Below are 26,985 nucleotides of genomic sequence, written 5' to 3' on the forward strand. Positions count from 1 at the left end.
TAAAATATAAAAAGCGAAACTACCATTGGCAGTTTCGCTTTTTATAAAAATCTAATTCGATAAAATTAGAAGTTGTAACTAACAGTTGCGCGGAAAGACGTATCTTTCACATTATCTGCTAATTTTTGTCTATCTGTATAGAAGATGTGAAAAGCAGTATCTTTGGTAAAGCTATGGTCGGCACCATAATAGAAACCTTTTTTACCAGAATCAAAAGTAGTCATGTGAGCAATATCAGCATTTGCTTGTACTTTATAATTATAAACCCATACCGTATTTTTAGAATCTGGTGCATAGGATAAACCTACAGCATACCCTTTGTTGTTATCATTTGCATCTGATTTAGCATATTCACCCATATAAGTAGCTTTACCATCAGCATAGCTCGCATCAGCACCATAATAATTTGTATTTTCAGCAGCTTTATATTGAGCAAGGGTTGCACCTAAAGTCAACGCTTTCGTTGGATTGTAAGAAGCGCGTACTGAATAGATTTTGTTATCAACAGCACCTTTATTGTTTTCTTGAACAGCAAGGAAATCAAGTGACGTTACGCCGCTCTTTCCTTTAATATTGATACCGTCAGCAACACCCATATCTTGTTTGCCAAGGTAACCGCTTGCATCATAAAATAAGCCAAGTCCACCGATGACAGGTGCTTGTTGACCTAATTTATAAGTAAACCCTGCGTTATTGTACAACAAACCGAATTGGTCAATCTCACCAATAAAGCTTTTACCACCAGAAAAATCAGGACCCACATTAGGATCGCTAAGACCTTCAGCTGCAAAACGAGCATACACACTCAAATTTTTAGCAACTTGGCTTTTCGCATTCAAAGTAAAGCGAGTAATGCTACCGTTTTTTTCATTAGCACCATTAGAGCTGTCTGCACGATAACGGTAGGATACGGAACCATCGATATCTACTGGGTTTGCCATTACTACACCTGTAGTTAATGTGATCATGGCAGCAACAGCCGCTGTAAGAACTTTCTTTTTCATGTTATTGTCCTCCTCAGAACCTTCTTTTATTTTTCCAAGGTCCTATCGTCCGCATCCCATTCCAATAAGTGTCCATGTTTCCTTACTTTCCTAGTCAACTTTCAATATCACTTGGTTATATAAAATATCTGATGTTGATCAGATATTTTTATAACATTAGGGGGATCTTATGTAAAATTCGAGATTTCTGATTATAATGGTTATAATGATTATTCTAAAATTATAAAAAAATAACCTTTCGCATGTATTATGCAAAGGCTACATTGCCTTACTGTATTTAGTTACATTCATTGTACCATGTTATGTCCATATTGTAAACACAAAAGTATTGAAAATAAAAATTACTTTGGCTAAAACCACTTTCTACAATGTCGTTAGAAAATGAAGAAACTGCTGACAGAATGAAATCTGTCAGCAGTTTCTTATGCCATAATTAGAAGGAAAGTTCTACTTGTGCACGGAATGTTTTAACATTAACATCGTTTACACCTGTAGCAGTTTTACCAGTTTGGTACCAAGTAGCAAACTTAGCATTTTTCATTGGTACATAGTCGTAACCGATACGTACGCCTTTAAAACCTTTATATTCAGTTTCATCGTTATTCAACCAGTCACCAGTTGCTTTTATTGTAGCGTTTGGTTGGTATTTACGGTAGCCAACATAAAAATCATTGGAACCAACAACATTAAGATCAGCGGCCTTATATTGAACTTGAGCATAAGCTGCTTTGTTCAAAGTATCGAGGTCGGATTTAGCATATGCTGCTTGGAAAGCAAAATCTTTGCTAAGTTGTTTATCAAAACCAGCTTCATAATATTTAACAGAGTGATCAGCTGTATCAGTCCCTTTTATGTAGTTGGCTTTAATATTAGTATCTTTATTGTATGCCCATACAAAGTCAACAGCTTCGATTTTTGAATCAGGACGAGTAGCGCCATTAACAAAAACGTCATCAGTTTTACCAACATTCAATGTAGTTTTTAATACGTTACCAAAGGCAACTTGCGCACCACTAATTTTTCCATCAAACAATACGCCATAAGTAGGTAAATAGCTGAATTTACCAGCTTTAATTTTAGTGCCAGCAATAGGACCAGTTACGTATAACTGTTCGAATTCATCGTTATTACCAGAATTCAAGCGACTATGTCTCAAATCTCTATTATATTCGCTTTCACCTTGAATTGACCAATCTTGATTTACTTTATAACCGTAGAAAAGGTCAAGATTGATATTTTGGTTTTGAACGCCATTTTTAGCTGATGCGGTATTGTCATTTTTGATATGGTCATAACGAATACGAGCAGTACCACTGATGTCAAATTTATCAACTTTGTTTTCTACTTTTGTTACACGAACATTCAAACCCTCAAGTTCGCTAGCGAACTCTACAGAAAGTTGATCGATGATTGCTTTTTGAGCTGCATCAGCTTTGTCAGAACGAGCCATTGCTTTAGCAACGATTTGAGCCATTTCATAACGGCTGATCATTTTGTCGCCTAAGTATGTACCATCGCCATAACCATCAACAATACCAGCTTGTGCTAATTTTGCTACAGAAGCATATGCCCAATGTTTTGCAGGAACATCTACGAAAGGATTTGCTGCTGCGAAGGAAGTACCAGCCACACCAAGTACCATAGCTGCTGCTAAGGATGCTACTAATTTCTTTTTCATAATAAAATCTCTCCTCATGTTTTATTTTTCACATGGCAATTAATCCACATGAAATCGACCTAAGGAGAGAGTTATATTGAGTATCCACGTTTCCTCAATACCTCCTTATAACCTTTTTGCATGCCAATCATTACCTTGTTAACTAGTATATTCTACATTCACTTTATAATTCCTTCTTTTTTGTTAAATTTTTGTTATTTTTAGAAAATATCTAATTAATTACTCATCTCTTTATGTAATTAATAGAAAGAAGCTCGCATTAATAAAAATGCGAGCTTCTTGAAGAGTCAAATTAGAACATGTAGTTAACTTGTACTCTATCATATGTTTTGCTAACGCCATCTACACCAGTTTTAGCATCTTTGATGTTGAATTGGTGAAGAGCATTGAAAGTAATGTTTTTAGCTAATGTATAGTCAACTTGAGCTACCCATGATTTCAAACCATCAGCAGCAAGTCCAACATCAGCGCCGCTCATTCTGTGGAATGGACCTTGGAAAGCATATGGAAGTGCATTACCTTCGAATTTATTGTTTTCAAGGAAGAAACCAAAAGAACCAGGATTAGCAGCACTTGCGCCTTTATATTGTACGCGAGCAACTGTCGCTGTAGGTGCAGAACCACCATACAATGTTTTAGCATCTTTAGCTGTATTTTTGTAGTATTCGCCGATTACTTTAACGTTTTTGTCAAAGGTATATACAAGGCTACCACCAGCAATGTTGTATGCATCTTTAACAGTACTTCCATTACCATCAGAAGATCCTACATCAATATTTTTGAAGTAGTCTGCAGCTACTTTAGCTTTACCAAATTGGTGTGTTGCTTCAGCAAATGCAATGTTTTTAATGTTTAAGCCATTTACGATAAGGGAACCAGGTGCTGTATTTCTTGCTTGCGCATAACCAAGCATTACAGTAGTATTACCGTACTTACTGTTTGTCATGATACCATCTAAGTCACCAGTTGTTCCAGAAAGGGAAGTAGTTGGTCCCATGTTCAACGTATAACGACCAACTGTGATATCAGTATTTTTGATCAAGTTTTTAGTCGTTAACGCCATATCTGTTAATCTTTGATTTGTATCTTGATTGAATTTATCATCTTGGAATACAAAACGAGCATACAAAGAAGTATTGTCATTGATTTGGGAAGTCATGTTTAAACGGAAACGATCTTTGAATTGTGCAGCATTTGCTCTATCTGCAGTGTTATTCCAACGAACACGTAGATCGCCAGTGAATTTAAGATTGGATTGTTTTGCTTCCAATTTAGTTACACGAACGCCTAGTTTGTCCAATTCATCGGAAAACTCAGCTTCTAGTTTGTCAAGTTCAGCTTTTTGAGCTGCATCAGCTTTGTCAGCTTTAGCCATTGCTTTAGCAACGATTTGAGCCATTTCATAACGGCTGATCATTTTGTCGCCTGCGAATTGGCCATCGCTATAACCATCAACAATACCAGCTTGTGCTAATTTTGTTACGGAAGCATATGCCCAATGTTTTGCAGGAACATCTACGAAAGGATTTGCCGCTGCGAAGGAAGTACCAGCTACACCAAGTACCATAGCTGCTGCTAAGGATGCTACTAATTTCTTTTTCATGTAAAAATCTCTCCTTAAGTTTTATTTTTGCAAGGCAAGATTTCTACAATAAGCCTAAGAAGAGTCAATCATTGAGTGTCCATGTTCCCTCAATATGGTCTTATCAGGATCTTACTATGTTAATCATTACCTTACTGTCTTAGTATATTCCCCATTAATTTCATTATTCCTGCTAGTTTTTTTATTTTTATCAAATTTTTCTCTCTATTTACAATATCTTAACAAAGTATCGCTCCGCCAGTATCAGTGCCACATAATCATCAACAGGTCGAGGAGGAACTTGCATAGTAACAGGAATCAATCGTTTTAACCCTCGCGGAGGATTTTCGCTCCAATAACGTCGACGGGCTTCATCTGTAGAATTCCTTTCATCAATCAGGATTATGGCTAGCCCTTGATGATTCATTTTAATTTTTTCTAAGGATTGTTTGGCCTCTCGACTAGACGTTCCATCACCAATTACAATCAGGCTAACACTATACTCAGTGATGAATTTTTCGATTTTAGCTGTTAGTTCATCCGTCTGAATGACGGACTTTATCAATATACCTTTTTCTTTGTGAACAATGGCAATCCCGCATTTTTCTCGCCCTGGATCAATCGCAATAATGATTTCATCCATCATATAACTCTCCTATCCCTTTTATCATTTCTTCGCTATGACTACCATTATTCCTGCATAGAAAAAAGCGCCCACAAGGGGCGCTTTAGAAAAAATTTTATTTTAAAATTAGAATTTTACGTTGACAGCTGCGGAAGTACGAGTATCCATGTTATCAAAGTCTTGGTATTTAACATTAAGTGCTGCATTTTTACCAAGGTTTCTGTCATATTGATATTCCATACCTTTAATTGCTACATCAGTTGGTAATGCAAGAACATCAGAACTGGAATAAGCATTATATACACCAGCATCTGCATCTCTATGAGTTACGCTAAGACCAAGGTTGTTGAACTTCACACCAAAAGCAGTAGCGGCTGCATTATTGGTATCGTTTTTAACGTAGTCAGCATTAGCAGTCACATTGCGTGTAAGAGGAGCAGATCCGTTGATTGCGTACGCTTTGTAATCACCTTGTTTCATGTAGTCAGCAGTTACTGCTGCTCCAAGAAGATTACCACCGTATTCAACACCATACATACGCTCAGCAACATTAGCAGTTCCTGTACCAGTTGCAACAGTTGGTGTAACACCACCAGTTGTTTTACCAGCGTAGATTTTAAGAGCACCAGCTTGAGTTGCAAGACCATTTAATGTGTCATCAAACAGAACACCTGAACCTAGTTTAACATCTTGGCGACCAACAGTATTTGTCAAACCAAGAGCATTGAAAGTTACATTAGCAGTATCTAATTTGGCTACAACGTCATTATTGTTAGTACTGTTAGGATCAAAAGAACCACTTAAACGTGCATTAAATTTAAGATCATCATTGATTTTACCATCGAAAGCAACCCGAGCACGAAGATCTGATTTATCACCAAACACATCACCTGCATCAGTATAACGAACGCGAGCATCGCCAGAGATTTTTACCATATTGTCAATTTGATTTTGTAATCCTTCAACTTTTACACCCATCGTATTTAACTCAGTTGCAAATTCTTTGGATAATTGATCAACCATTGCTTTTTGATCAGCATTTAGAGATTTAGTCATTGCTTTTGCTACAATTTGCGCCATTTCATAACGAGTTACAGTTTTATCACCTTTGAAAGTTCCATCGCTGTAACCATCGATAACACCTGCTTGAGCTAATTTGCTTACTGCATCATAAGACCAGTGTTTTACAGGTACATCAGTGAAAGGATTAGCAAATGCCGGTACAGTGAACGCCACTGTCAGAGCAGAAACCACAGCCACTTTTAACATTCTTTGATTCATTTTCATTTGAGAAATCCCCCTTAAGGTTTTTTTATTTGCGGGTGTTACCACCAACATGAGAGAAGTTCTCCACTGAAAGAAATATCAAATGAGTATCCATGTTCCCTCATCGTATACTTTCTTTGCAGTAAGATCACGATCATGTCCCTACCGCTTGTTGCAGGTCTTGTTTACATAATTCTATATTTCTTTCAAAATTCCTGCTAACATAGTGAGTGTAATTTTTGGTATTTCCTTTTAAATCAAATACTGACTATATAGTCATTTATTTTTAAAAAAAATATTAATTTTACATAACAAGTTTATATTATACTATTTCGCCATAAAAGCAAAGAATCCTGCTTTTAAGACAGGATTCTTTGCTGGTATATTATGTGAATCTTAGAGTTGATTGTTGCATCAGAAATTAGGGCGATCCTTGGATGTGTATTTCAATTTTGAGAGGCCCTGCCGTATAGGTCTCATTTTTAGCCGTAGCAACAAGGGTCACCTTCCCATTATAACGTTTAAGAGTATTAACGGCATCATAGAATTCAGTACCGCTAATGGCGCCCACTGTCCCCTGTAGAGGATCAGGAAGTATGCCTTGCTTAATCGCCGCAACATTTACTTTTTGCAAAAAGAGCATCACACTTTCTTCTGGCGACATGGCATTTCGCCCCATATCAACAATCTCCATATGAACAGTTTGACCTGGACGATAGATATAATGATTGGGGAAAATACTAATATTCCCTATGACAGGTTCACCATACACTGTATTACCGCCTGCTGAAATGCGAACAATGACATCTTGATGAGTGGTTGTGACTTCAGATATGACTTTGTCAAAATCAGATTGAGCAATCCATAGAATTTCAAGATTTTTATCCTTAATATCCAATTTATCAATAATAGTTTGATTGGTATTATAGATAATATCTGACAAAGCTTTCACCGTATCATTATGATTTTCACTACCAGGCAATACTGTGGTTGTTAATATCTCTCCAGCGCGATAGATGATAGACCCTTCACGAACAACCTGTAGCCCTTGTTTTAATTTGCTTGTTAATTCTGTTAGATTATTGATGTCGAGCTGCAAGTTACTTTTTGCTTCCGTTAGGTCTTTAACACGCATATCAAGTTCATTTTTAGTGTTTTGCAGACGATTGATCGATTGCTGGGCAGCATTGATTTCTCCACGAGCTACCGCATAATCACGCTCAGTCTGCTCAAGCTGAAGAGCACTCTGATCCCGTTGCGCCATAACAGCAGATAGTTCACTCGCAATAGCCGCAAGCTGATTCGTGGTCTCTTGCACTTTATTGGTCAACGTTGCATATTCAAGGTTTTTTGCCGCAAGAGCATTACGACTTCGGTCAAGTTCACCGTTTTGGGTCGTCACTTCTTGTGAAAGAGTACTCAGTTCATTTTTTAGGGCTTCCATGCCAAATAAAGCTGTACGCACATCACGTGATACCAAGGTTAAAATCCCAATGGTGGATATGGTAATGAGAATGCCTGTAATAATGGTTACAACAATAGAAGTATGCTTGGGGCGCAACCCAAAAATCGTAAGCTTTTTTTTACCGACCTTTGTACCCAATTTATCGCCAATATAGGCAATCATCCCTCCCGTAATGGCAAGAACAGCAATAAGGGCTATACCAAACATGATGAACTGACACCTCCTTTCCTCAAACAGAATCACCCTCGACTATGAAAAAATTATCGTGAGGCTTTACGGACGAGAAGAAAACCGACGAGAATACCAGCAATATCTGGTATCCAAGCTGCCAAAGCCGGAGGAATGGCACCACCTTGTCCAAGGGCAGTGGTAATGGTCATAATCGTATAATAAATAAAGATAATAATGATGCTAATACCAAGGCCTATGGAAGAACTTGACCGATTTGGTTGAAGTCCTAGTGGAGTGCCAATCAGGGCAAAGACGAAACTTGCCATGGGAATGGCGATTCGTTGCTGCAATTCCACTTCATAGATATTTGATTTAACATATTCTCTCTTCAGCACCTTAATATGCTGCTTTAACTCTACAATTGTCATTTCATCTGGTTTCTTCTGTTCACTAGAAATAGAACTTGGCGCTTTAGTAATTGGCATGATTTGTTGATCAAAGTGTAGAGTCCGATCTATCTTACCCTCTGTCGTCAAATCATGGATAGTACCATTATACATAATCCAACGATTATCTTGCCATACTGCCCGATCGGCATTTTCCATTCTAACTAAATGCTCATTCTCAAACTCCTGTATGGATACAGCGTACATTGTATTGCTGCTTTGTTCAAATTTACGCGCATAAGTCAGCCGTTCCAATACCCCGCCTTTCACATCTTTAATAATAATATGATCTTGAGATTTTGGTGCTGTATTTTTCTGAATTTCATTACGCACAATATTATTGTAGGCTGCATTGGATTGAGGTACAACAAGTTCCGCAAAAGCCACAGCAAAGATGCTCACAAAAAAAGCAACAATAAATACAGGTGTCGCTAAGCGATAAAAACTAATACCACCAGAACGCATGGCCGTAATTTCACTTGATCCTGATAGGCGGCCAAAGGCTAAGAGAGCCGCAAGAAGCATGGACATAGGGAAAGTCAATACGATAATGCTTGGCAGGCTATAAATGAATAGCTTGATAACCGAATTCATAGATGCACCATATTGGGTTACATACTGAGCAATTCTTAGCATCGTACCAGTACCAATAAAAACACTGGAGAATGAAGCAATGCCGAAAATAAAAGGCCCTAGTAATTCCTTAATAATATATTTGTCAAGTATGCGCATGATTTTCTCCCTATTTAAAGACTAAAATTCTCGCCCAGATAGAATTTTTTTGCAATATCACTATTGGCAATGGTATCGGTATTACCTTCAATCAAGATTTTTCCTTCGTTGAGAATATAAGCTCTATCCACAATACTTAATGTCTCTCTGACATTATGATCGGTAATAAGGACTCCAATTCCTCGCTTTTTTAAGTAACTAATAACGTCTTGTATCTCTGCTACGGCAATAGGATCAACACCAGCAAAAGGTTCATCAAGAAGGATAAACGCAGGATCCGTGGACAAAGCCCGGGCAATTTCGACTCGGCGTCGTTCTCCTCCTGATAACTGAGAACCCATTCGTTTACGAACATGACCAAGATTAAATTCGCCCAGTAAGCTTTCCGTTTTCTCTAAACGCTGACTTTTATTGAGTGCAGTTGTTTCCAAGATAGCCATTAAATTATCTTCCACTGATAATTTCCGAAAAACAGAAGCTTCTTGAGGCAAATAGCCAACACCAAAACCAGCACGGCGATACATGGCCATGTCTGTTACATCTTCATCATTAATGACAATCGTGCCTTCATTGGGGCGTTCTAAGCCAACAATCATATAAAACGTCGTTGTCTTACCCGCCCCATTAGGCCCAAGCAGCCCTACAACCTCGCCCTTATCGACTCGCAAACTAACACCATCTACCACATTACGACCTTTATAGGTTTTTATCAGATTTGTTGTTTCAATATACATATTGTACTCCTTGCTTTAGGACTAAATACTGAAGATTCTATGATTGAGGAATAATGATAAGTTTACTGCGACCTTGGACGTCAATCGTTTTTTTATCAAGATAAAGAGTCATCGTATTGCCGGTCAATACATTACCCTCTTGTACAGCTCTTACATTTCCTGTAAGGATCGTTTTGCCTTGTTCTCCTTGTGTTCCATAATAGACAGCTTGTTCAGATGTAGCATCAAGATTTCTCGCCGAGCTGACAAGGTGTACATTGCCTTGAGCAACAACGCGATTATCAAGAAAAAATGACTCAATTTGATTGGCTGTCATAATACTATCATCCATAGCTAAATTGGCCCAACCTGTTACAATGGCATATTGTTTAACTGAATCATAATCAATCGATGGTCCCATTAGTTTGCTATTACCTTTTGTGAGAATTGGATCACCGTTTGCCACAATGCGGGTATTACCATAAGAATTTATTTGCCTTGCAACTAAGATAGTATCATCTTTGACAATCCGAGCATTACCATTTACATACGTTTCATTTGCTTTACTATTGTATTCAGCGTAATCGCCACTCATGGTGGCATTTTCTTGCACAATCTGAATATTACCCTGAGCAATCATAATGCCTTTCGTGGAATCATATTCAATGGTATCTGCTGATAATTCAATGGCCTTATTGGGAGCAGCTTGCAGATTAGCCACAGCACTACATGAAAGCAGCAAGACAAGGGCAACGCGAATTAAAGCATTTTTCACTTTTGGAGCCCTCCTTTTACGATGTTAGCATGACCAGACACTTTTATTTTGTTCATATCTCCATCGCCTTCTATATGATCCCCTGTCATCACAATGTCATTTTGAGTTAGCAACACACTACCTGATCCATAAAAACGTTTTTCTAGACTAGACCAGCGAATTTCTTGAGCAACAACAGTAGTTCCATCACTGGCAAGTGCCTGAACTTTCCCTACCATTACAATCTCTTTTGTCTTGCTATCGACGACTGCTTCTGGGGCTGTAATGTCAATTTTACCACCATTATCCTGATAGAAGACACCTTTAACATTTTTGAATTTCATATTTTTAGTAATGGTATCAATCTCAATTGTTTCAGAACTGAGTTCCCATAGACGTTTACCATCTTGTTCTTCAGTAATAGAATTGCCTACATAGGATAATTTTGAGTCTGGTTCACTTGCTGCCACCTGCACTGGTTCTTTTGACGCTAATGGTTCATCCTTTAAAAAATAATACAAGCAACCAGCTAACAGTAGCGCGATACAGGCGATGATTAGGTATGTATTTTTTTTCATGCCTGCTCACCGTTCCTCTGCTGAGTTGGGCTAGTATTCCAACGTTTTTGAAACCATAGCCATTCATCAGGATATTTTCGAATGGTCTGTTCAATGGCGTTGTTGGTTTCTTTGCTAAATTGATAAAGATCTTCATCACTCTTACCTGTATCCCGATAATAAAGTGGCTCATGGATGATGACTTTATGACCGCCTTCTGGCTTACGTACAATAAAGGCTGGTACAACAGGAGATTTAAATTTTTTCGCAAAAACAGCTGATCCAGTTGGAGTAGATGCCATCTTGCCCAAAAAATCAATAAACACACCATTAGGACCTGCATCTTGGTCCGCTAATAAACCAAGGATCTTTCCCTGTTTGAGAGCTCTGGCAGCACCCAGTATTTCTGAAGTACCACGCGCAAAGATTTCGATTCCTACCATTTCTCGGTATTCGTTGAGAATTCGAGTATGTTCATCATTGGGTTGACGTTTGATGACACTCGTTAGGGGAAAACCAGTCATTGCTAAAGTTGCCCCTAGCCATTCCCAGTTTCCAATATGAGCGGTCAGCAGTACAACGCCCCTACCATGAGTCAATGCCTCATCAAGATAGTGTCGATTTTCAATCGTGATATACTTCTCTATCTTTTCAGGTGTAAGAGTCGGCATATACATGACTTCAAAAAAAGTTTTTCCTAGGTTTCCAAATAAACGTATAATGGTTTCCTCAGCGACCTTTGCAGGAAGACCTAAACAGTCTTGAATTTGACTGATGGCCCGTTTACGCTGCCGACCAGCAATACGATAATAGATTTTTCCCATCTGATTGCCTAACGATAAAACCCAAGGATAGGGTAATACGCAAACGATGCGACTAATGGTTTTCAATGCCGAATATTGCCAAGAATTAGACATAAAGGGCCTCCTTTCATTGTTTGGCATCCATCACTTGATCTTGTAGATAGCCCTTAATAATTTCTTCCCATTTTCCTTGAATTTTTAGGATGTGTTCAATCACTTCCCGCACGGCACCATTCCCGCCTGGACGCTGCGTGACAAAATAAGCATGTTCTTTTACTTCAGAAACAGCATTCGCAACAGCGCATGGTAAACCGACACGAATTAGAACTGGTAAATCATTAAGATCATCACCAACATAGGCGATTTCTTCTAATGTTAGATCATATTTAGTCATCAGATCGTCAAGAGCCTCAACTTTGCTGATTTTCCCTTGATATACATCTGCAATATTTAGTTCAGCGCTACGGATTTCCACCATCTGGCTTCTACGGCCTGTAATGATTGCAGTCTTCAGCCCAACATTATGAGCCAATGCAATGCCCAATCCATCTTGAGCATGGAATTTTTTCATGAGTTCGCCCTCTGTGCCAAAAATAAGTTGTCCGTTCGTGAGTACGCCATCGACGTCAAGCACGATTAACTTTATTTTTTGCTCACGGATTTCATTATCCATTATACCACTCCTCAAGGTAATAAGTCAGCAAGGTGGATAATACCAATTAATCATTGACTACACCTTACTTATGCTTTCTTACTACATGATCAATGGCTTGTACATCTTTTAATAAAGCCTCCAATTGATCAAGGTACATCATATTAGGACCATCTGATAAGGCTTCTGCAGGGTTGTCATGGACTTCCATAAACAGCATATCAATACCCGTCGCAACAGCTGCCCGAGTCAAATAAGGTACAAATTCACGTTGCCCACTGGAAGTCGCACCTGCACCACCTGGCAATTGAACACTATGAGTGGCGTCAAAAACGATTGGATAACCAAAAGAACGCATAATTGCTAAGGAACGCATGTCTGTCACCAGGTTATTATAGCCAAAACTTGCTCCTCGTTCTGTTAATAAAATATTTTCATTCCCTGCTTCGCGCATTTTTGCAATGACATGCTGCATATCATTAGGAGCAAGAAACTGACCTTTTTTTACATTGATAACTTTACCGGTAGTTGCTGCTTGATATAATAAATCAGTCTGCCTGCATAGAAAAGCTGGTATTTGTAAAATATCCAGCACCTCAGCTGCTGGTTCAATTTGAGTCACACAATGAATATCACTCACAACAGGTACGCCTAATTCTTGCTTGATCTGGTTGATGATGTTAAGCCCTTCTGTAAGTCCTGGACCGCGGAAAGAAGAATATGAGGATCGATTTGCTTTATCAAAAGACGCCTTAAAAATATAAGGGATACCAAGGCGATCCGTAATTTCCTTAATGCCGCGACCAATCTTTAGAGTACGTTCCAGACCTTCAATGACGCAAGGCCCTGCAATAAGAGCAATAGGATTTTGTCCGCCTACGGTAATGGAACCAATATTAACAGTATTCATAGAAAACCCTCCTGATTTTTTATTGTTTTTTCAGTATCTGATTGACTTTTTCTAGATCTTCCATAGTATCCACACCAATTGATTTAAAATTTGTTTGGAGGACTTTGATCCGATAGCCATGTTCTAAGGCTCGTAACTGTTCTAAGGATTCTGTCTGTTCAAGAGGTGTTGGGGTTAAATTGGCGTAGGTTAATAAAAAATCCCGACGATAAGCATAAATACCGATATGTTTATAGATCGGCACACCTACATCGTTACGGGGAAAAGGAATCACTGAACGAGAAAAATAAAGTGCATAACCTTGTAGATCGGTCACGACTTTCACAGCACCTGGAGTATTATATTCACTTTCATCCATCTCAGTCATCAAAGTTGCCATCTGCAGATCTTGGTTATCATCAAAGGCATTTGCCAACTGATCAATGATTTCCGGTGGAATCAAAGGTTCATCGCCTTGGACATTAATAATTAAATCAATTTCGGGGAAGTTTTCTGCGACTTCGGCTAAACGGTCAGTGCCTGTTAGATGGTCAGGTGAAGTCATCATCGCTTTTCCGCCAAAGTTTTCAATGCTCTCATAGACTAATTGATGATCCGTTGCTACAATCACTTGCTTTGGTCTCTTAGCAAGGCTCGCTCTTTCATAGACATGCTGGATCATAGGTTTGCCAGCAATCTCTGCCAGAGGTTTCCCTGGTAATCGCGTCGAGGAATATCGGGCTGGAATGACACATAGAATATTCATCAAAATACCTCCATTCACTATCGATTCGTTTCTTCCGCTACTTTTTTAATGAGTTCCATTAAATCTTCATATCCTTCTGTAAAATGCACAGCAATGCTCAGAACATAGAGGGGAAGTTGCCGATCAGAATGAATAAATTCAGCTGGAATTTTGACAGCATCTTTTTCCGTGGTAATAAGGGCATAAGCGTGTTCTTCTACTCCCCGCTGCATAATTTCTTGCATTTCTGCCATTGTATAATCATGATGGTCAGCATAACGCACACCACAAACCTCTGCTACTCCAATATCCAGTATTGTTTGCTCAAAAGAAGAAGGATTTCCAATGGCTGATAGAGCCATAACTTTTTTGTTACGAATGGTTTCTAAGGCTACATTTGTAATACGCAGTCCTTTATACCATTCTTCGATTTCAACAAAACACTTGGGTTGATGGATACTTTCGACAACCAGAGCTTTGTCATTATAACGAGCCAAGGTACTGTGAATCAAATCTCGAGCACCATCATTGGACTGGTCAACCTTCGTTAATAAGAAAGCCTGGGCCCGCGCTAAGTTGGACAATGGCTCCCGCAAGGTCCCTCGCGGTAACAAGAAATTGTTCCCAAACATATTTAAGGCGTCAATTAAAACAATATCCAAGTCTCTTGCTAGTTGCCAATGCTGGTAACCATCATCTAAGATAATAACCTCAGCTTTCAATTGATTGACAGCATACTCGCCAGTAATAATGCGATTTCTCCCAATCACGACTGGTATACCCGGTAAACTCTTAGCGAGCAAATAGGCTTCATCTCCGGCCTCAGTCACAGTCATATAGATTTTATTTCCATCAGAGACCAGACCGACTTGCCCATCCCAACCAGCACGATAACCGCGATTAAGGATCACGACACGATATCCCATATCCCGGATAATGGTTGCTAAGCGTTGGGCGGTGGGAGTTTTACCAGTACCACCCACCGTAATATTGCCTAAACTAATCACTTGACAATTTAGTTTATGTTGTTTTAACACACCATATCTATATAAATAAAGTTTAACCCTGACACCTAGGCCATATATCACTGAGAAAATGCGCAATAATCCCAGCAGAAATACTGCTAGGATGCCAGGTTCTTCACCATGTACTAATTTGTATAAATAAATTTGAAATGTTTCACTTTGGCGCATAGTTGTTCCGCCTTTTATTAGATTTACATTATTGTAGAATTTCTTGTAAATAAATCATACTATTTCGCGCAGCCCCACCATTTTCTTCAATAATTTTCAGTGTTTCTCGCGACATCTGAAGGCGTACTTCTTCATGATCTAAAATATATACAATTTTCTCTGTTAACGTCGTTTCATCAGTCACGGTCATACAAGCTTCCCGTTTCGAAAACAAAGCATAGGTATCTTTAAAATTAAACATGTGAGGTCCAACTAAAATAGGTTTACCATGAGCTGCTGGTTCAAGAATATTGTGCCCTCCATGAGCAACCAGACTGCCACCTACATAAACAATCGTTCCTACACTATAGATTTTTCCGAGTTCACCAATGGTATCTAGTAGAACAATATCATGGTTGTTATTGTTAATTTTCAGTAATTCTGTACGGCGAAGAGCCAGAAAACCAAAGCTACTCGCTAATTCAATTAGTTCATCGACTCGCATGATATCTCGAGGTGCAATGATTACTTTAGTGTTTGGAAAACGTTTCTTTATTTTTTTCAATGCAGTCAATAAAATTTCTTCTTCCCCTTTATGAGTGCTGCCAGCAACTAATACTGGGAAAGTTTCTGCAAAGCCCATCTGCTTAAACAAAATATTTTTTTCCTCGACTGTGACACTTGTATAATTTTGATCAAATTTAGTATTACCAGTCACGACAACCCGATTAGGATTAGCTCCTAGACGAATCACATACTGGGCATCAATTGTTGACTGCATACAAAATTTATCGACTGTGTCTAGCATTCCTTTAAGTATACTGCCTAAATAGCGATAACGCTCCACGCTTTTATCACTAATTCTACCATTGACCATCATCACTGGAATAGAAAAATGAGACATCGCTCGTAAAAAGTTAGGCCATAGTTCTGTTTCTACCATTAAGAATACACTAGGACGAATCCGTTTGACTACACCATAACTGATCAAAGGCAAATCAAGGGGAAAGAAAATAATGCTATCAGCATCCGTAATAATTCTTTTCGCCATGGCATATCCAGTTGCAGTGACAACAGATACTAACACTGGTTTATTGGGGAACGTTCGGCGCATTTCTTTTATAATTGGACTTGCAGCAACAATTTCGCCAACTGAAGCAGCGTGTAACCAAATACAATCTTTCTTAGCGACTAGTTCCACATCTTCATTAGGTAGAAAACCAAAACTCTGCGCTAAGCGTTGACCAAAACCTTTCTCCCGAATCAAGCGCATAATAAAAGCTGGAGTAGCTAGCACAACAAGTATTACTGCTAATATGTTGTAAAGAACATGCATATCAGATACCCCTTTTTTTAACTTTCCCCTTACTTACTTTGAAACTGAACTTGATATAACTTACTATATAAGCCCGCAGATGCGATTAGTTCATCATGTGTACCTTGCTCTACAATTTTCCCTCGCTCCATCACAACGATCATATCAGCTCGTTTGACAGTAGATAATCGATGGGCAATGACAAAAGAAGTTCGACCAATCATTAACTTATCTACGGCTTGTTGAACCAATTTTTCACTTTCTGCATCTAATGCAGAAGTCGCCTCATCAAGAATCAAGATTCTTGGATTTTTCAAAATAGCTCTCGCTATGGAAATACGTTGCCGCTGACCGCCAGAAAGTTTTGAACCACGTTCACCAATTTGTGTGTCATAGCCATCAGGCATATCCATGATAAATTGATGGGCATTTGCAGCTTTCGCAGCAGCAATAATTTCATCTCGGCCGGCCTCTAAATTACCATACAAAATATTATTATAAACACTACCATTAAATAATACTGTTTCTTGAGGAACAATACCAACTTGTTCACGCAAAGATTTTAGAGTAATTGTTTTGATATCAATGCCATCAATGGTAATATTCCCCGCAATCGGATCATAGAATCTTGGAATGAGATTGGCAATGGTTGTTTTTCCTGCCCCACTCGGTCCAACGATCGCTACGACCTGTCCTGGCTTGACTTCTAGTTGAATTTGGTTTAAAGCTGGTTCACCTGGTTTATATTCAAAGGTAAGCTGGTTAAATGTTACATAACCATCAATTTGTTCTAATACTTTGGCACCAGGCATATCTTGAATTTCTGGTTGGGTATCGAGAACATCAAATACCCGTTGAGCGGCTGCTAAGGCTTTTTGTATATTTCCATACACGCGACTCAAACGTTTAATAGGATTGGATAAATTGACAGCATACACTAAAAAAGCAATCAAAGAACCAGCTGTCAAATTATTATTAATGACTTCTCGTCCACCATACCAGATAATCATGGTAATTCCAATCGCAGCCACAAACTCAATAATGGGCGTAAGCGTCGCCATAATTTGAGAGTTTTTCATTTGGGCACGAAAATTTTGATGATTTTCTTTTTTAAAACGTTCAATTTCATATTCTTCGCGGGCAAAGGATTTAATCACTCGCACCGATGAAATACTTTCTTGTAAAACGGATGTAATATCAGCCGCACGTTCTTGTATCAACGCACTGGATTTGCGCAGTTTTTTCCCAAAGATATTCATAGTTTGTCCAACTAAAGGAGCTGTTACCAACGTCAAAAGAGATAACTGCCAATGAAGATAGAACATAGCGCCTAATGAACCAATTAAAGTCATGCCTTCCGTAACCAGTTCAATCATGCTTTCAACGAGAGCACCTTGAACAGCCGCCACGTCATTTGTAATATAACTCATCAGCTGACCAGTCTGACGTTTTTCATAATAAGATAAGGATAATCGTTGTAAATGCCGATACACAGCTTCGCGAATATCAATAATAACCTTTTGTCCAATATAAGACATCAAATAAGTTTGTCCGAAAAAAAAGATTCCTCGCAAGAAAAATACAACAACAATCCCACTTGCAATGGTATTAAGCATCGACATATCTTTGCTTGCCAATACTTGGTCAATAATATCCCGTAAGATCCACGGTACATATAGATTGGCACTAGCTGCAAGGATAATACAGATAATCGCCACTACCATACGCTGTAAATAAGGTTTGATATATTTCAAGAGGCGCATATAGATTGTCATTTACTACCTCCTACTGGGCTACGAGCAACTGCCAAAATTTCATGCGCTACCCGTTCGACGGCACCTGGACTACCTAACTTCTCTCGCATCTCAGCTAAGTCTTGAAGGATGGTATTACGCACATTGGAATCAACTAGAATTGGCATTGTCTCCTTAGCAATATTGTCCGCATTGACGGCATATTGCAATAGCTCAGGTACAATTTTTCGACCTGCAACAATATTAGGCAAACTAATATGAGGAATTTTAATTACAATCTTACCTAAAAAATAACTTAGGGCTGCTACTTTATAAATAACAACTGTAGGTAGATTTAAAATGGCGGCTTCAAGAGTAACAGTTCCAGATGCAGCAATCGCAACATCAGCTATATTCATTAAGTCATATGTGTTATCGTGTGTTAAAATAACTGGAACATGATACTGATTTATCATATCTTGAATCATTTCCCGGGAAATTGTCGAAGCAACAGGTAAGAAAAATTGACAATTCGGTACTTGTTTCACTATTTTTTCAGCTGTTTCAAGCATCACAGGTAACAAATTCACAATTTCTTGTTGACGACTGCCAGGCAACAGAAGTACGACAGGTTCTTTTGGACGTGCCCCAAAATAGTGATAGGCCTCATCCTTGTCCATCGTAGTCTTGACAATATCAAGTAGTGGATGACCTACAAAAGTTACCTTCGCGCCCGCTTCACGATACACATCAACTTCAAAAGGAAAAATGGCCGCCACTTTCTCTACTGTTTCGGCCACCTCTTTTGCTCTCCCCCGTCCCCATGCCCATACTTTGGGACAGATATAGGATATGACTGGAATTCCTTTTTGTTTCGCAATTTTAGCCAGGCGTATATTAAAGCCATGATAATCAATAATTACAAGTACGTCAGGGCGTTCACGTTCCATCAGCTCGCCTAAAGTATCGCGTAATCTAAATAACTTAGGTAAGTTTTTCACTATTTCAACAAACCCAATCACACCTAAATCAGCAATATCATATACGATATCTACACCAGCCGCCCTCATAGCTTTCCCACCCATACCAAATATCTTACTATCTGGTTGTATGTTTTTTAAAGCACGGGCTACACTTGCCCCATGTAGGTCGCCTGATGCTTCACCTACTGAAATCATGATTTTACACATAAGCAGCCTCCATCACTCTTTTCACATTGCAACAATTGTTATATCATGATCATTGGCCATTTGCACGACCTTTTCACGGTCAATAATGAGTGTTTTACCGGCTTCAACGACTAGAGCCGTCGCACCAGCAGCACACATAGACTGCAATGTACTCATACCCACTGCTGGTACATCAAAGCGCAGGTCTTGACTGGGTTTGGAAACTTTGGCAACGGTTACGCCTCCTCGACCAAGTTCTCCGCCACGACGAATACAAACATCAGTACCTTCAATGGCTTCTACAGCCATAACAGCACATTTTTTGACTACAACAGTTTGTCCAATATCTAAACGCCCCATCTCTTTGGCCATAGTAAAACCAAAGTCCATATCAGCACGTTCATCTACTGTTGGCGCGCGGCTTGTCAGTATGCCAGCGCTAGGCATAAGGCTTCTAATCAAAGCAGTTTGATCAAGAATTGTAAAGCCTTCGCCTGCAAATTCTCGAACAAAAGCTAACATAATCGTATCATCACTGTTATCAGTCAGACTTGCTAATACCTTTTGAATGCGGCTATCAAGGGCTACAGTCCCTGTAAACATGAGTTCTTTCGTAACTTTGCCTAACATGGTGACTTGCGTAATGCCTTCATTTTTGAGCGTCGTCAATATTTCTTGTAATTGACCAACACTAATATGATATGTTTTATCAGCGACCTGTTCCAATTCTGGATCTACACCAGGAACCACACCAATAGCAATCACGCTAAAGCCCATGCCGCGAGCGGCACGGGCAAATTGCACCGGCAATCCTCCGACACCGGCTAATAAACCTATACTTTTCATCCCTTTGCGCTCCTATTCCCCATCTCTACGACCACGGCAGACACCTCGTTCTACATTCCGTAGAAAACGTAGGAAATGCTCAACTTCAGGGTAAGATTCTAATTCTTGCTCCATCATTTCAATTGCTTGAGCCAAACTTAATCCTGAGCGATATAATATTTTATACGCTTTTTTGATATTTTTTCTAGCTTCGATGCCAATACCTGCTCGTGCCATACCTACATTATTGAGACCTGATACACGTGCTGGATGACCATCAGCAATGACAAATGGCGGAATATCTTGTACAACTTTCGATGCACCACCGATCATAGCATTCATTCCAATTTTTACAAACTGATGAACACCTGCCAACCCACCAATAATCGCACGATCCTCAACCACTACATGACCAGCTAACGTAGCAGCATTGGACATGACCACATGATTTCCAACTACGCAGTTATGGGCAACATGGGTATAAGCCATTAATAAACAGTCAGAACCAACCCGCGTTTCTTCACCTTCACCAGTCGCGCGGTTCACAGTAGCAAATTCTCTAATTTTAGTATTATCACCAATGAACACATAACTTTTTTCACCACAAAATTTTAAATCTTGGGGTTCTGAGCCAATCGATGCACTTGGAAATATTGTACAATTTTTCCCAATGCTAGTCCAACCATCAATTACTACATGGGCGCCGATTTTTGTCCCCTCACCAATGACTACATTTTCACCAATAACTGCATAGGGGCCAATCTCAACATCCTTGCCAATGCGAGACCCTGGATGAACAACTGCTGTCTCATGTATTTTACGCAGAGATATAACAACTTTTTCTGGTTTCATCTGCACATCAACTCCTTCTCTAGTAAGTACCTTCGACTTACCGTTTTACTTGCTGTCTTTATAATCCGACTGATTAGTCTGATTGTGACAAGTTAAATTCGGTCAAAATAAGTCATTTGCGGTAAAATCTATTTATTACCTGAATTTATAGACCGAACTTCACTACTTTTCTTCTTTTTTCTTTACTTTTGTGCCAAAGCAAATAAAAATTCACCTTCAGCGACAAGCTGTTCGTCAACAAAAGACTGTACCCATAGTTTTCCCATGCCGCTCCGCACCTTAATAATTTCAGCGACCATCCGTAATTGATCACCTGGTACTACAGGTTTTCTAAATTTAACACGATCCATACCAGCAAAGAAGGCCAATTTCCCCCGATTTTCATCAGGATAGAGCATTGCAACTCCACCGACTTGAGCCATAGCTTCTAATATCAAAACTCCAGGCATTACAGGATGCCCTGGAAAATGTCCTTGAAAAAACTGTTCATTGATCGTGACGTTCTTAATGCCAACAGCTCTTTTCATTGGTTCAAGTTCAATAATACGATCTACTAATAAAAATGGGTAACGATGGGGAATGACTTTTTGTATTTCAGTTGCAGACAACATTTACTTTCAGCTCCCTCTATAATATATGTTTTTATCGCCAAAATGCTAACACATTGTCTCGTTAGCAATTGAGTTTTATTTACTACAAGATTCAATAATTTTTTTAGCCAGTGCAGTATTAATGGCATGACTGGATTTAACGGCAATGACATGACCTTTAATACGACCAACAAGAGCTAAATCTCCAACAACATCTAAAATTTTATGACGTACCAGCTCATCGGAAAATCGCAGTGGTGTCAATACTGTTTCATCATCATATACCACGACATTTTCTAAACTACCACCCAAAGCGAGGCCCTGATCCTGCAGTAATTTAACTTCATGCATAAAACCAATAGTACGTGCTGACGCAATTTCTTTCACAAATGTTTCTGTGTTGATTTCATAATCGCCAAATTGTACTCCAAGCATGGGGTGAGGATTAATCGACGTAAAAGTAATTCGAAAACCATCATAAGGTACGATCGTAATAAAGCTATCATTTACTCGTATTGTTTGCGCTTCTTTTACATCAATGATGTTGCGTAATGCCTCTTGCTCTACACTGCCAGCTTCTTCAAGCAGACGTACAAAGGGTAATGAACTACCATCTGCTACAGGCGGTTCTACTGAATTAATTTCTATTAAACAATTATCGATTCCCATGGCATAAAAAGCGGCCAAGAGATGTTCCACTGTAAAAACTTTAGCAACTCCGCTTTCAAGAGTCGTCGCTCGCATGGCATTTGTAACATTGCCAGCAACGGCTGCTACCTGGGGTATCCCTGGTAAATCAGTCCGAGCAAAGATGATGCCTGAATTTATAGGTGCCGGATGAAGAGTTATCGTTACACTTTTCCCTGAATGTAGCCCTATACCCGTATATGTTACAGTTTTCGCTACTGTTGTTTGCTGCATAATACCCTCCTGATATGATAACCTTTATACATTCTATAGAATATTTCACTTCCCTGCAAGAGCTTTCTACAGAAATTATTTGAAATTGAGGAAAAATCACGATATCTCTTCACCTTTTATACAATGATTTTGCTATTTAGAGTCCGTGCATTCGTCATTTGCTGATATTCAATCAACTCTTTATACTGTCGTCCAATATGAGACTGAGGCTGCCCAAATACGATTTCAGGCACACCCTCTTCGACAATACTTCCTTTATCCATGAGTACAATTCGATCAGCGACATGAATCGCAAATGATATTTCATGAGTAACTACTAGCATAGTACTTGCACGATATTTTGCTAATTCTTCCATAATCACTAATACTTCTCTTACTAAAATAGGATCAAGAGAAGCCGTTGGCTCATCCCATAGCATAAGTTCTGGTTCAAAGGCGAGTGCGCGGGCAATCCCTATCCGCTGTTGCTGCCCACCTGACATTTCAACAGGTTTATGATCTGGTCGATCTTCTAGTCCAACCTTACCCAATGCCTCCATTGCCTTGTCATAGGCCACTTCTTTCGGTACACCATCCATGACAAGTCCCAGCATGACATTTTCGACTGCTGTCAAACGACCAATCAAATTAAACTGTTGGAATACAAATCCAATACGTTTACGAATATTTTTTAATTCCTCAGCAGACAAGTCAGTCATCTCAGTACCAGCAAAGCATATAGAACCGCTATCAGGATTAATCAAACGATTAATCGTGCGAATAGTCGTTGATTTACCACAACCAGATGGCCCCATCAGTACGACTGTCTCACCGCGCTTGACATGCAAGTTCAGATTATTCACTGCTACCACGCTGCCAAATTTTTTATAAAGATTTTCAATCGTCAGCATGCTGCTACCTCCTCTCTGTTATTTAAATTTTACATGACGTTGATTTAATTTTTGCAGCAAACCAGGACGTCCGCTTGGAATGACAATTTCTCGCATGATTTCATCCATTGATAACCCCAAGGACTGTCCAGCCATAATTTCTTCTCCTGAAACAGGGCTGATCTTTTCAGTATAGCTCGCGACAATAAGGCCTAGTACTGCGCCGATGATCGGTACGCATACCCAAGGCAGATAAGGAATACCAGCGCGTGTTAGGATAAAGGTAACCGTTAAGATGACTGCGCCTACTGCCATACCATAACAACGTTCTGGAGTCGCTAAAGCTGTGAGAATCTTACCTTTTTTAATAACCCGTCTGCGCCGTATAACGGTCATCACTGCCGTATGATCAAGAGCTAAGAATAACAAAGTTAACACGCTTGCTGTCATCGCAGCTAAAATAGCCCGTACTTCATTCAATACTCCATATAACTCACCACGAGGATTGGGTTCGATCACTCCCAAGTCCGTAGAATATAAGGAGACATTATGATGTCCGACTTGATTATACACAACAGGTGTTATGGCATCAATACTCATATTGCTTGTCGTAAGAATTTGAATTCGTTCACCAGGAATGACTTGTCCAGCGATAAACTTATCTAATAAATTGACCGAATGGTTAATTTCATCATCTTTCAAATTTGGTACGGACGCTGACATATATTGAAGCTGAGTCGTCATAAGAGGAATGTTAAGTTGTCCAAGTTGTGCCAACCGATTCGTCACACTGGCCAGGTTATTTTGCGTACCATTCACATCGAAAGCCTGCAATGTTCCAATTGCGTTGTGCCCATTCACAACAATATTATCAATGGCTCCTTTAGCCTTTCGCGCATCAGCGGCAACATGATCAAGAGCACCTAAACCAGATTTTAATGTCCCTATATTTCTTTGCGCACTCGATAACGTATCAAGGGTAGCCCCAACATCTCCATTCAGCAATTTAAAGACCTGTAAAGTATTCACTAAGCCCCCCATTGCCCTTGATGAACTATCCAACTGACCTTGTAATGCACTTGTATCAATATTGGCTAAACCAGCTGTAGCTGACTGAATCGTATTTCCAGCCGATTCTAAACTATCTAAAGTTTGATTGACAACTTTTATACTGGCACCATAGTTATTTAATGTCGTAGTCGCAATGCTACTTAAATTTTGTACATCACTGGCAAAACCAGGGATCTGGCTAACAACCTTAGAAGTTTCAGCAAGAGCGCCACTCAGCTCCTGCCTTGGATTACGAATTGTAGCTGTCCCTATAGAAGAACCAATCATATTATTTGTTACTTTATAACCCTGGGGATTCATGAGAGCAGCCGCATCATTTTGAGTAATCTTACCTTCTACTGATCCGTCAGGACGTACCCCAGTGATTTCGACTATGATATTATTTTTACTTATAGGTTCACCAAGGGCTAAAGGCGTTGGCGAACTAGAAAAAGCTACAAAATCTCCCTTCGACACTTTTTCATTACCATTGACTGCAATAACAACTTGACTTGCATAGGCCTGAAGGAAGCGTTTAAGTTCCATCATGGTACTGACCATATATGTCATGTCATCATTTTTTCCATCAATCGATACATTTTGTGCATATTCCAGTTGTAATTGAGTTTGCATAGCGTTTGCAATCCCTTCACCCATACGAATAGGATTTTGCGGTTCACTACCAACTGGGAAACTGATTTCAATAACCTGATACTTTTTGAGTAATTCTTTAATCGCCCCATTGACTGCTGTTGATTGATCAAGAGACGTCAATACGACACCTAGGGATGCACCATCATGAAAAGCAAAGCGCACGCCAGGCATTTGACTAATTTTTTCAATCAACATATTTTTGGCACCTTCAGGTACACCACGTAGAGTGAGGCGCGGTTCTGTGAGCACTCCGACACCAGCACCACCAGGAATTCCACCAAATATTTTTCCTAAATCTTCATAGGTATTTTTAGTTTTATATTCTTCAGGCACAGCTATAAAAAAAGAAGTCTTACCAGTAATGGTCGGACCTTCTTTCATCCTCGCCCCTGGAAAAACTTCATCAATGATTTTCTGAATATGAACGGCTGTATCCTCTTTCATCTCTTCTCGAGATTGAATAATAAAATCATATTCACCATAATCACCGACTAAATTAGCGAGGGTTTTCGAAAAATAAGAATTAGCAGCCAAAGATACCGTTCCAGCCAAAAGTGAACCAATCACAATACTGACTAGGATAAGAATTAAGATATCTCGCTTAAATGAATTCTTGATTACGCTAGTAATCATTATGTTTTTATTTTTTTTCACCATAGTAGACATGATATAGTCACCTCTTTCCTTCAAGGATCAATTATATCACGTATATCACTTTATAGTCTATAAGTATATACTTTTATCGCTAAATGTATATATTGGAATTTATGTAATAGAGTTTTCCTCCTCATGTTGAAGAAAATGCAAAGCAATGCACTTTATATAAAAAAGCATAAAAAAAGTTACTTTTTATTAGAAAGCAACCTTTTTACATTCTTTATTTAATTTGTGGAGTATTTTTCCAACGATTATGCAACCAAAACCATTCATGAGGATGTTGGCGTACGTGATGCTCAATCGTCCTTGTTAATTCTTGAGTCGTCTTACGAATATCTTCCTCCCGACTATCGGTCCGTTCAACCCACACAGCAGGATGCAATACAACATTGTGAGTACCATCAGTATTTTCAGTGATAAATGCTGGAACAATCGGTGAATCTTTCATTCGAGCCAAGGCTGCCGCTCCTTGAGGTGTGGAAGCTAAGCGACCAAAAAATTCAACCATCACACCATCGCTATGAGCATCCTGATCCATAATGAGACCAATCACTCGCCCTTCTCCTAGCATCTTAACCATTTCTCGTACACCAGTTTTATAGGTAATATGCATACCTGACATTCTACGATATTCATTAATAAATTTATCCATCTCTGCATTCGTCTGTTTTTGAGCCACACCGATCAAAGGAAAACCATACATGGCCAAAGCGGCACCAAGGAGCTCCCAATTACCACTATGAGCGGTAGCCAATATCGCTCCTTTCCCATGTTTCAGAGCCTCATCTAGATATTCACAGCCTTGGTAATGTACATAATCTTTCATATGATTGGCTTTAAAGTTTGGCATATTCAGTACTTCCATGAACATTTTACCAAAACGTGTGGTACTCCGTTTAGCAATCTCAGTCGCCTGATACGGATCAAGAGACAGACTAATCATAATATTTTCCTTAGCCATTTTTTTCCTTTTAGTAGGCACAATCAGCCAACAAAAAGCACCTAGCATTTTTCCGATCCTTTGCCAGATAGGGGGTGGTAACATACAGACGATACGACTGACTATTTTTACTAATTGATAAACCATAGCTTCTCC

The 26,985-nt window shown here is 39.2% G+C and carries 25 protein-coding genes; all 25 read right to left on the reverse strand.

Annotation, left to right across the window (positions count from 1 at the left end):
- Nucleotides 1-65: 65 nt before the first annotated feature.
- The 25 genes from ACAN52_RS01010 to ACAN52_RS01130 all read right to left on the reverse strand — a co-directional run bounded on the left by ACAN52_RS01010 (nt 66) and on the right by ACAN52_RS01130 (nt 26,976).
- A complete protein-coding gene (locus tag ACAN52_RS01010) occupies nt 66-1,004 on the reverse strand; it encodes a hypothetical protein (RefSeq protein WP_378950881.1) in 939 nt (312 codons plus the stop codon).
- A 433-nt stretch (nt 1,005-1,437) separates the two neighbouring features.
- Nucleotides 1,438-2,700 carry an S-layer homology domain-containing protein gene (locus ACAN52_RS01015; protein WP_378950884.1) on the reverse strand — a complete coding sequence of 421 codons (1,263 nt, stop codon included), beginning with the start codon at nt 2,698-2,700 and terminating at the stop codon, nt 1,438-1,440.
- A 274-nt stretch (nt 2,701-2,974) separates the two neighbouring features.
- Nucleotides 2,975-4,285 (reverse strand): S-layer homology domain-containing protein, encoded by a 1,311-nt coding sequence (locus ACAN52_RS01020; protein WP_378950887.1) that lies wholly within the window; start codon nt 4,283-4,285, stop codon nt 2,975-2,977.
- A gap of 208 nt (nt 4,286-4,493) precedes the next feature.
- Complete coding sequence (locus ACAN52_RS01025; protein ID WP_378950890.1) at nt 4,494-4,910, reverse strand: pre-16S rRNA-processing nuclease YqgF; 417 nt, start codon at nt 4,908-4,910, stop codon at nt 4,494-4,496.
- A gap of 105 nt (nt 4,911-5,015) precedes the next feature.
- Entirely contained in the window at nt 5,016-6,176 is a 1,161-nt protein-coding gene (locus ACAN52_RS01030) for an S-layer homology domain-containing protein (protein ID WP_378950893.1), read from the reverse strand.
- A gap of 400 nt (nt 6,177-6,576) precedes the next feature.
- The gene (locus tag ACAN52_RS01035; RefSeq protein ID WP_378950896.1) at nt 6,577-7,827 is read right to left on the reverse strand and encodes a DUF3084 domain-containing protein; all 1,251 of its coding nucleotides are present in this window, start codon (nt 7,825-7,827) and stop codon (nt 6,577-6,579) included.
- A 53-nt stretch (nt 7,828-7,880) separates the two neighbouring features.
- The gene (locus tag ACAN52_RS01040; protein ID WP_378950899.1) at nt 7,881-8,969 is read right to left on the reverse strand and encodes an LptF/LptG family permease; all 1,089 of its coding nucleotides are present in this window, start codon (nt 8,967-8,969) and stop codon (nt 7,881-7,883) included.
- A gap of 14 nt (nt 8,970-8,983) precedes the next feature.
- Nucleotides 8,984-9,703: an LPS export ABC transporter ATP-binding protein gene (gene lptB, locus ACAN52_RS01045; RefSeq protein ID WP_378950902.1), complete on the reverse strand. Its 720-nt coding sequence runs from the start codon at nt 9,701-9,703 to the stop codon at nt 8,984-8,986.
- A 37-nt stretch (nt 9,704-9,740) separates the two neighbouring features.
- Nucleotides 9,741-10,457, reverse strand: a complete 717-nt coding sequence (locus ACAN52_RS01050; protein ID WP_378950905.1) for an LptA/OstA family protein — start codon at nt 10,455-10,457, stop codon at nt 9,741-9,743.
- Complete coding sequence (gene lptC / locus ACAN52_RS01055) at nt 10,454-11,014, reverse strand: LPS export ABC transporter periplasmic protein LptC (protein ID WP_378950908.1); 561 nt, start codon at nt 11,012-11,014, stop codon at nt 10,454-10,456. The genes ACAN52_RS01050 and lptC overlap by 4 nt, the downstream gene beginning before the upstream one ends.
- Nucleotides 11,011-11,910: a lysophospholipid acyltransferase family protein gene (locus ACAN52_RS01060; RefSeq protein WP_378950911.1), complete on the reverse strand. Its 900-nt coding sequence runs from the start codon at nt 11,908-11,910 to the stop codon at nt 11,011-11,013. Before ACAN52_RS01060 ends, lptC begins: the two co-directional genes overlap by 4 nt.
- A gap of 13 nt (nt 11,911-11,923) precedes the next feature.
- Entirely contained in the window at nt 11,924-12,469 is a 546-nt protein-coding gene (locus tag ACAN52_RS01065) for a KdsC family phosphatase (protein WP_378950914.1), read from the reverse strand.
- A gap of 64 nt (nt 12,470-12,533) precedes the next feature.
- Nucleotides 12,534-13,358, reverse strand: coding sequence for a 3-deoxy-8-phosphooctulonate synthase (gene kdsA, locus ACAN52_RS01070; protein WP_378950917.1), 825 nt, complete (start codon nt 13,356-13,358; stop codon nt 12,534-12,536).
- A gap of 19 nt (nt 13,359-13,377) precedes the next feature.
- Complete coding sequence (kdsB, locus tag ACAN52_RS01075) at nt 13,378-14,103, reverse strand: 3-deoxy-manno-octulosonate cytidylyltransferase (RefSeq protein ID WP_378950920.1); 726 nt, start codon at nt 14,101-14,103, stop codon at nt 13,378-13,380.
- Nucleotides 14,104-14,120: 17 nt separating this feature from the next.
- Nucleotides 14,121-15,275: a tetraacyldisaccharide 4'-kinase gene (lpxK, locus tag ACAN52_RS01080; RefSeq protein WP_378950923.1), complete on the reverse strand. Its 1,155-nt coding sequence runs from the start codon at nt 15,273-15,275 to the stop codon at nt 14,121-14,123.
- Nucleotides 15,276-15,303: 28 nt separating this feature from the next.
- Complete coding sequence (locus tag ACAN52_RS01085; RefSeq protein WP_378950926.1) at nt 15,304-16,590, reverse strand: 3-deoxy-D-manno-octulosonic acid transferase; 1,287 nt, start codon at nt 16,588-16,590, stop codon at nt 15,304-15,306.
- A gap of 29 nt (nt 16,591-16,619) precedes the next feature.
- Entirely contained in the window at nt 16,620-18,344 is a 1,725-nt protein-coding gene (gene msbA / locus ACAN52_RS01090; protein ID WP_378950929.1) for a lipid A export permease/ATP-binding protein MsbA, read from the reverse strand.
- Nucleotides 18,341-19,492 (reverse strand): lipid-A-disaccharide synthase, encoded by a 1,152-nt coding sequence (gene lpxB / locus ACAN52_RS01095; protein WP_378950932.1) that lies wholly within the window; start codon nt 19,490-19,492, stop codon nt 18,341-18,343. Before lpxB ends, msbA begins: the two co-directional genes overlap by 4 nt.
- 21 nt (nt 19,493-19,513) lie before the next feature.
- Complete coding sequence (locus ACAN52_RS01100; protein WP_378950935.1) at nt 19,514-20,317, reverse strand: LpxI family protein; 804 nt, start codon at nt 20,315-20,317, stop codon at nt 19,514-19,516.
- Nucleotides 20,318-20,329: 12 nt separating this feature from the next.
- Entirely contained in the window at nt 20,330-21,148 is an 819-nt protein-coding gene (lpxA, locus tag ACAN52_RS01105) for an acyl-ACP--UDP-N-acetylglucosamine O-acyltransferase (RefSeq protein ID WP_378950938.1), read from the reverse strand.
- Between the two features lie 182 nt (nt 21,149-21,330).
- Nucleotides 21,331-21,759, reverse strand: a complete 429-nt coding sequence (gene fabZ, locus ACAN52_RS01110; protein ID WP_378950941.1) for a 3-hydroxyacyl-ACP dehydratase FabZ — start codon at nt 21,757-21,759, stop codon at nt 21,331-21,333.
- A gap of 75 nt (nt 21,760-21,834) precedes the next feature.
- Complete coding sequence (gene lpxC / locus ACAN52_RS01115) at nt 21,835-22,659, reverse strand: UDP-3-O-acyl-N-acetylglucosamine deacetylase (protein ID WP_378950943.1); 825 nt, start codon at nt 22,657-22,659, stop codon at nt 21,835-21,837.
- A gap of 116 nt (nt 22,660-22,775) precedes the next feature.
- The gene (locus ACAN52_RS01120) at nt 22,776-23,549 is read right to left on the reverse strand and encodes an amino acid ABC transporter ATP-binding protein (RefSeq protein WP_378950946.1); all 774 of its coding nucleotides are present in this window, start codon (nt 23,547-23,549) and stop codon (nt 22,776-22,778) included.
- An 18-nt stretch (nt 23,550-23,567) separates the two neighbouring features.
- The gene (locus ACAN52_RS01125) at nt 23,568-25,898 is read right to left on the reverse strand and encodes a hypothetical protein (protein WP_378950949.1); all 2,331 of its coding nucleotides are present in this window, start codon (nt 25,896-25,898) and stop codon (nt 23,568-23,570) included.
- 211 nt (nt 25,899-26,109) lie between these two features.
- Nucleotides 26,110-26,976: a lysophospholipid acyltransferase family protein gene (locus ACAN52_RS01130; protein ID WP_378950952.1), complete on the reverse strand. Its 867-nt coding sequence runs from the start codon at nt 26,974-26,976 to the stop codon at nt 26,110-26,112.
- Nucleotides 26,977-26,985: the final 9 nt, after the last annotated feature.

It is taken from the genome of Pelosinus sp. sgz500959 (assembly GCF_042610375.1).
Lineage (GTDB): Bacteria > Bacillota > Negativicutes > DSM-13327 > DSM-13327 > CTSoil-075.

Coding starts and splice junctions, on each gene's coding strand:
- ACAN52_RS01030 (WP_378950893.1), bottom strand. CDS start 6,176: ATGAAAATGAATCAAAGAATGTTAAAAGTGGCTGTGGTTTCTGCTCTG.
- kdsA (WP_378950917.1), bottom strand. CDS start 13,358: ATGAATACTGTTAATATTGGTTCCATTACCGTAGGCGGACAAAATCCT.
- ACAN52_RS01025 (WP_378950890.1), bottom strand. CDS start 4,910: ATGATGGATGAAATCATTATTGCGATTGATCCAGGGCGAGAAAAATGC.
- lpxC (WP_378950943.1), bottom strand. CDS start 22,659: ATGCAGCAAACAACAGTAGCGAAAACTGTAACATATACGGGTATAGGG.
- ACAN52_RS01010 (WP_378950881.1), bottom strand. CDS start 1,004: ATGAAAAAGAAAGTTCTTACAGCGGCTGTTGCTGCCATGATCACATTA.
- lpxA (WP_378950938.1), bottom strand. CDS start 21,148: ATGAAACCAGAAAAAGTTGTTATATCTCTGCGTAAAATACATGAGACA.
- lptB (WP_378950902.1), bottom strand. CDS start 9,703: ATGTATATTGAAACAACAAATCTGATAAAAACCTATAAAGGTCGTAAT.
- ACAN52_RS01125 (WP_378950949.1), bottom strand. CDS start 25,898: ATGTCTACTATGGTGAAAAAAAATAAAAACATAATGATTACTAGCGTA.
- msbA (WP_378950929.1), bottom strand. CDS start 18,344: ATGACAATCTATATGCGCCTCTTGAAATATATCAAACCTTATTTACAG.
- ACAN52_RS01035 (WP_378950896.1), bottom strand. CDS start 7,827: ATGTTTGGTATAGCCCTTATTGCTGTTCTTGCCATTACGGGAGGGATG.
- ACAN52_RS01060 (WP_378950911.1), bottom strand. CDS start 11,910: ATGTCTAATTCTTGGCAATATTCGGCATTGAAAACCATTAGTCGCATC.
- ACAN52_RS01120 (WP_378950946.1), bottom strand. CDS start 23,549: ATGCTGACGATTGAAAATCTTTATAAAAAATTTGGCAGCGTGGTAGCA.
- fabZ (WP_378950941.1), bottom strand. CDS start 21,759: ATGTTGTCTGCAACTGAAATACAAAAAGTCATTCCCCATCGTTACCCA.
- lpxK (WP_378950923.1), bottom strand. CDS start 15,275: ATGCGCCAAAGTGAAACATTTCAAATTTATTTATACAAATTAGTACAT.
- kdsB (WP_378950920.1), bottom strand. CDS start 14,103: ATGAATATTCTATGTGTCATTCCAGCCCGATATTCCTCGACGCGATTA.
- ACAN52_RS01015 (WP_378950884.1), bottom strand. CDS start 2,700: ATGAGGAGAGATTTTATTATGAAAAAGAAATTAGTAGCATCCTTAGCA.
- ACAN52_RS01040 (WP_378950899.1), bottom strand. CDS start 8,969: ATGCGCATACTTGACAAATATATTATTAAGGAATTACTAGGGCCTTTT.
- ACAN52_RS01100 (WP_378950935.1), bottom strand. CDS start 20,317: ATGAAAAGTATAGGTTTATTAGCCGGTGTCGGAGGATTGCCGGTGCAA.
- ACAN52_RS01130 (WP_378950952.1), bottom strand. CDS start 26,976: ATGGTTTATCAATTAGTAAAAATAGTCAGTCGTATCGTCTGTATGTTA.
- ACAN52_RS01085 (WP_378950926.1), bottom strand. CDS start 16,590: ATGCATGTTCTTTACAACATATTAGCAGTAATACTTGTTGTGCTAGCT.
- ACAN52_RS01065 (WP_378950914.1), bottom strand. CDS start 12,469: ATGGATAATGAAATCCGTGAGCAAAAAATAAAGTTAATCGTGCTTGAC.
- lptC (WP_378950908.1), bottom strand. CDS start 11,014: ATGAAAAAAAATACATACCTAATCATCGCCTGTATCGCGCTACTGTTA.
- ACAN52_RS01020 (WP_378950887.1), bottom strand. CDS start 4,285: ATGAAAAAGAAATTAGTAGCATCCTTAGCAGCAGCTATGGTACTTGGT.
- lpxB (WP_378950932.1), bottom strand. CDS start 19,492: ATGTGTAAAATCATGATTTCAGTAGGTGAAGCATCAGGCGACCTACAT.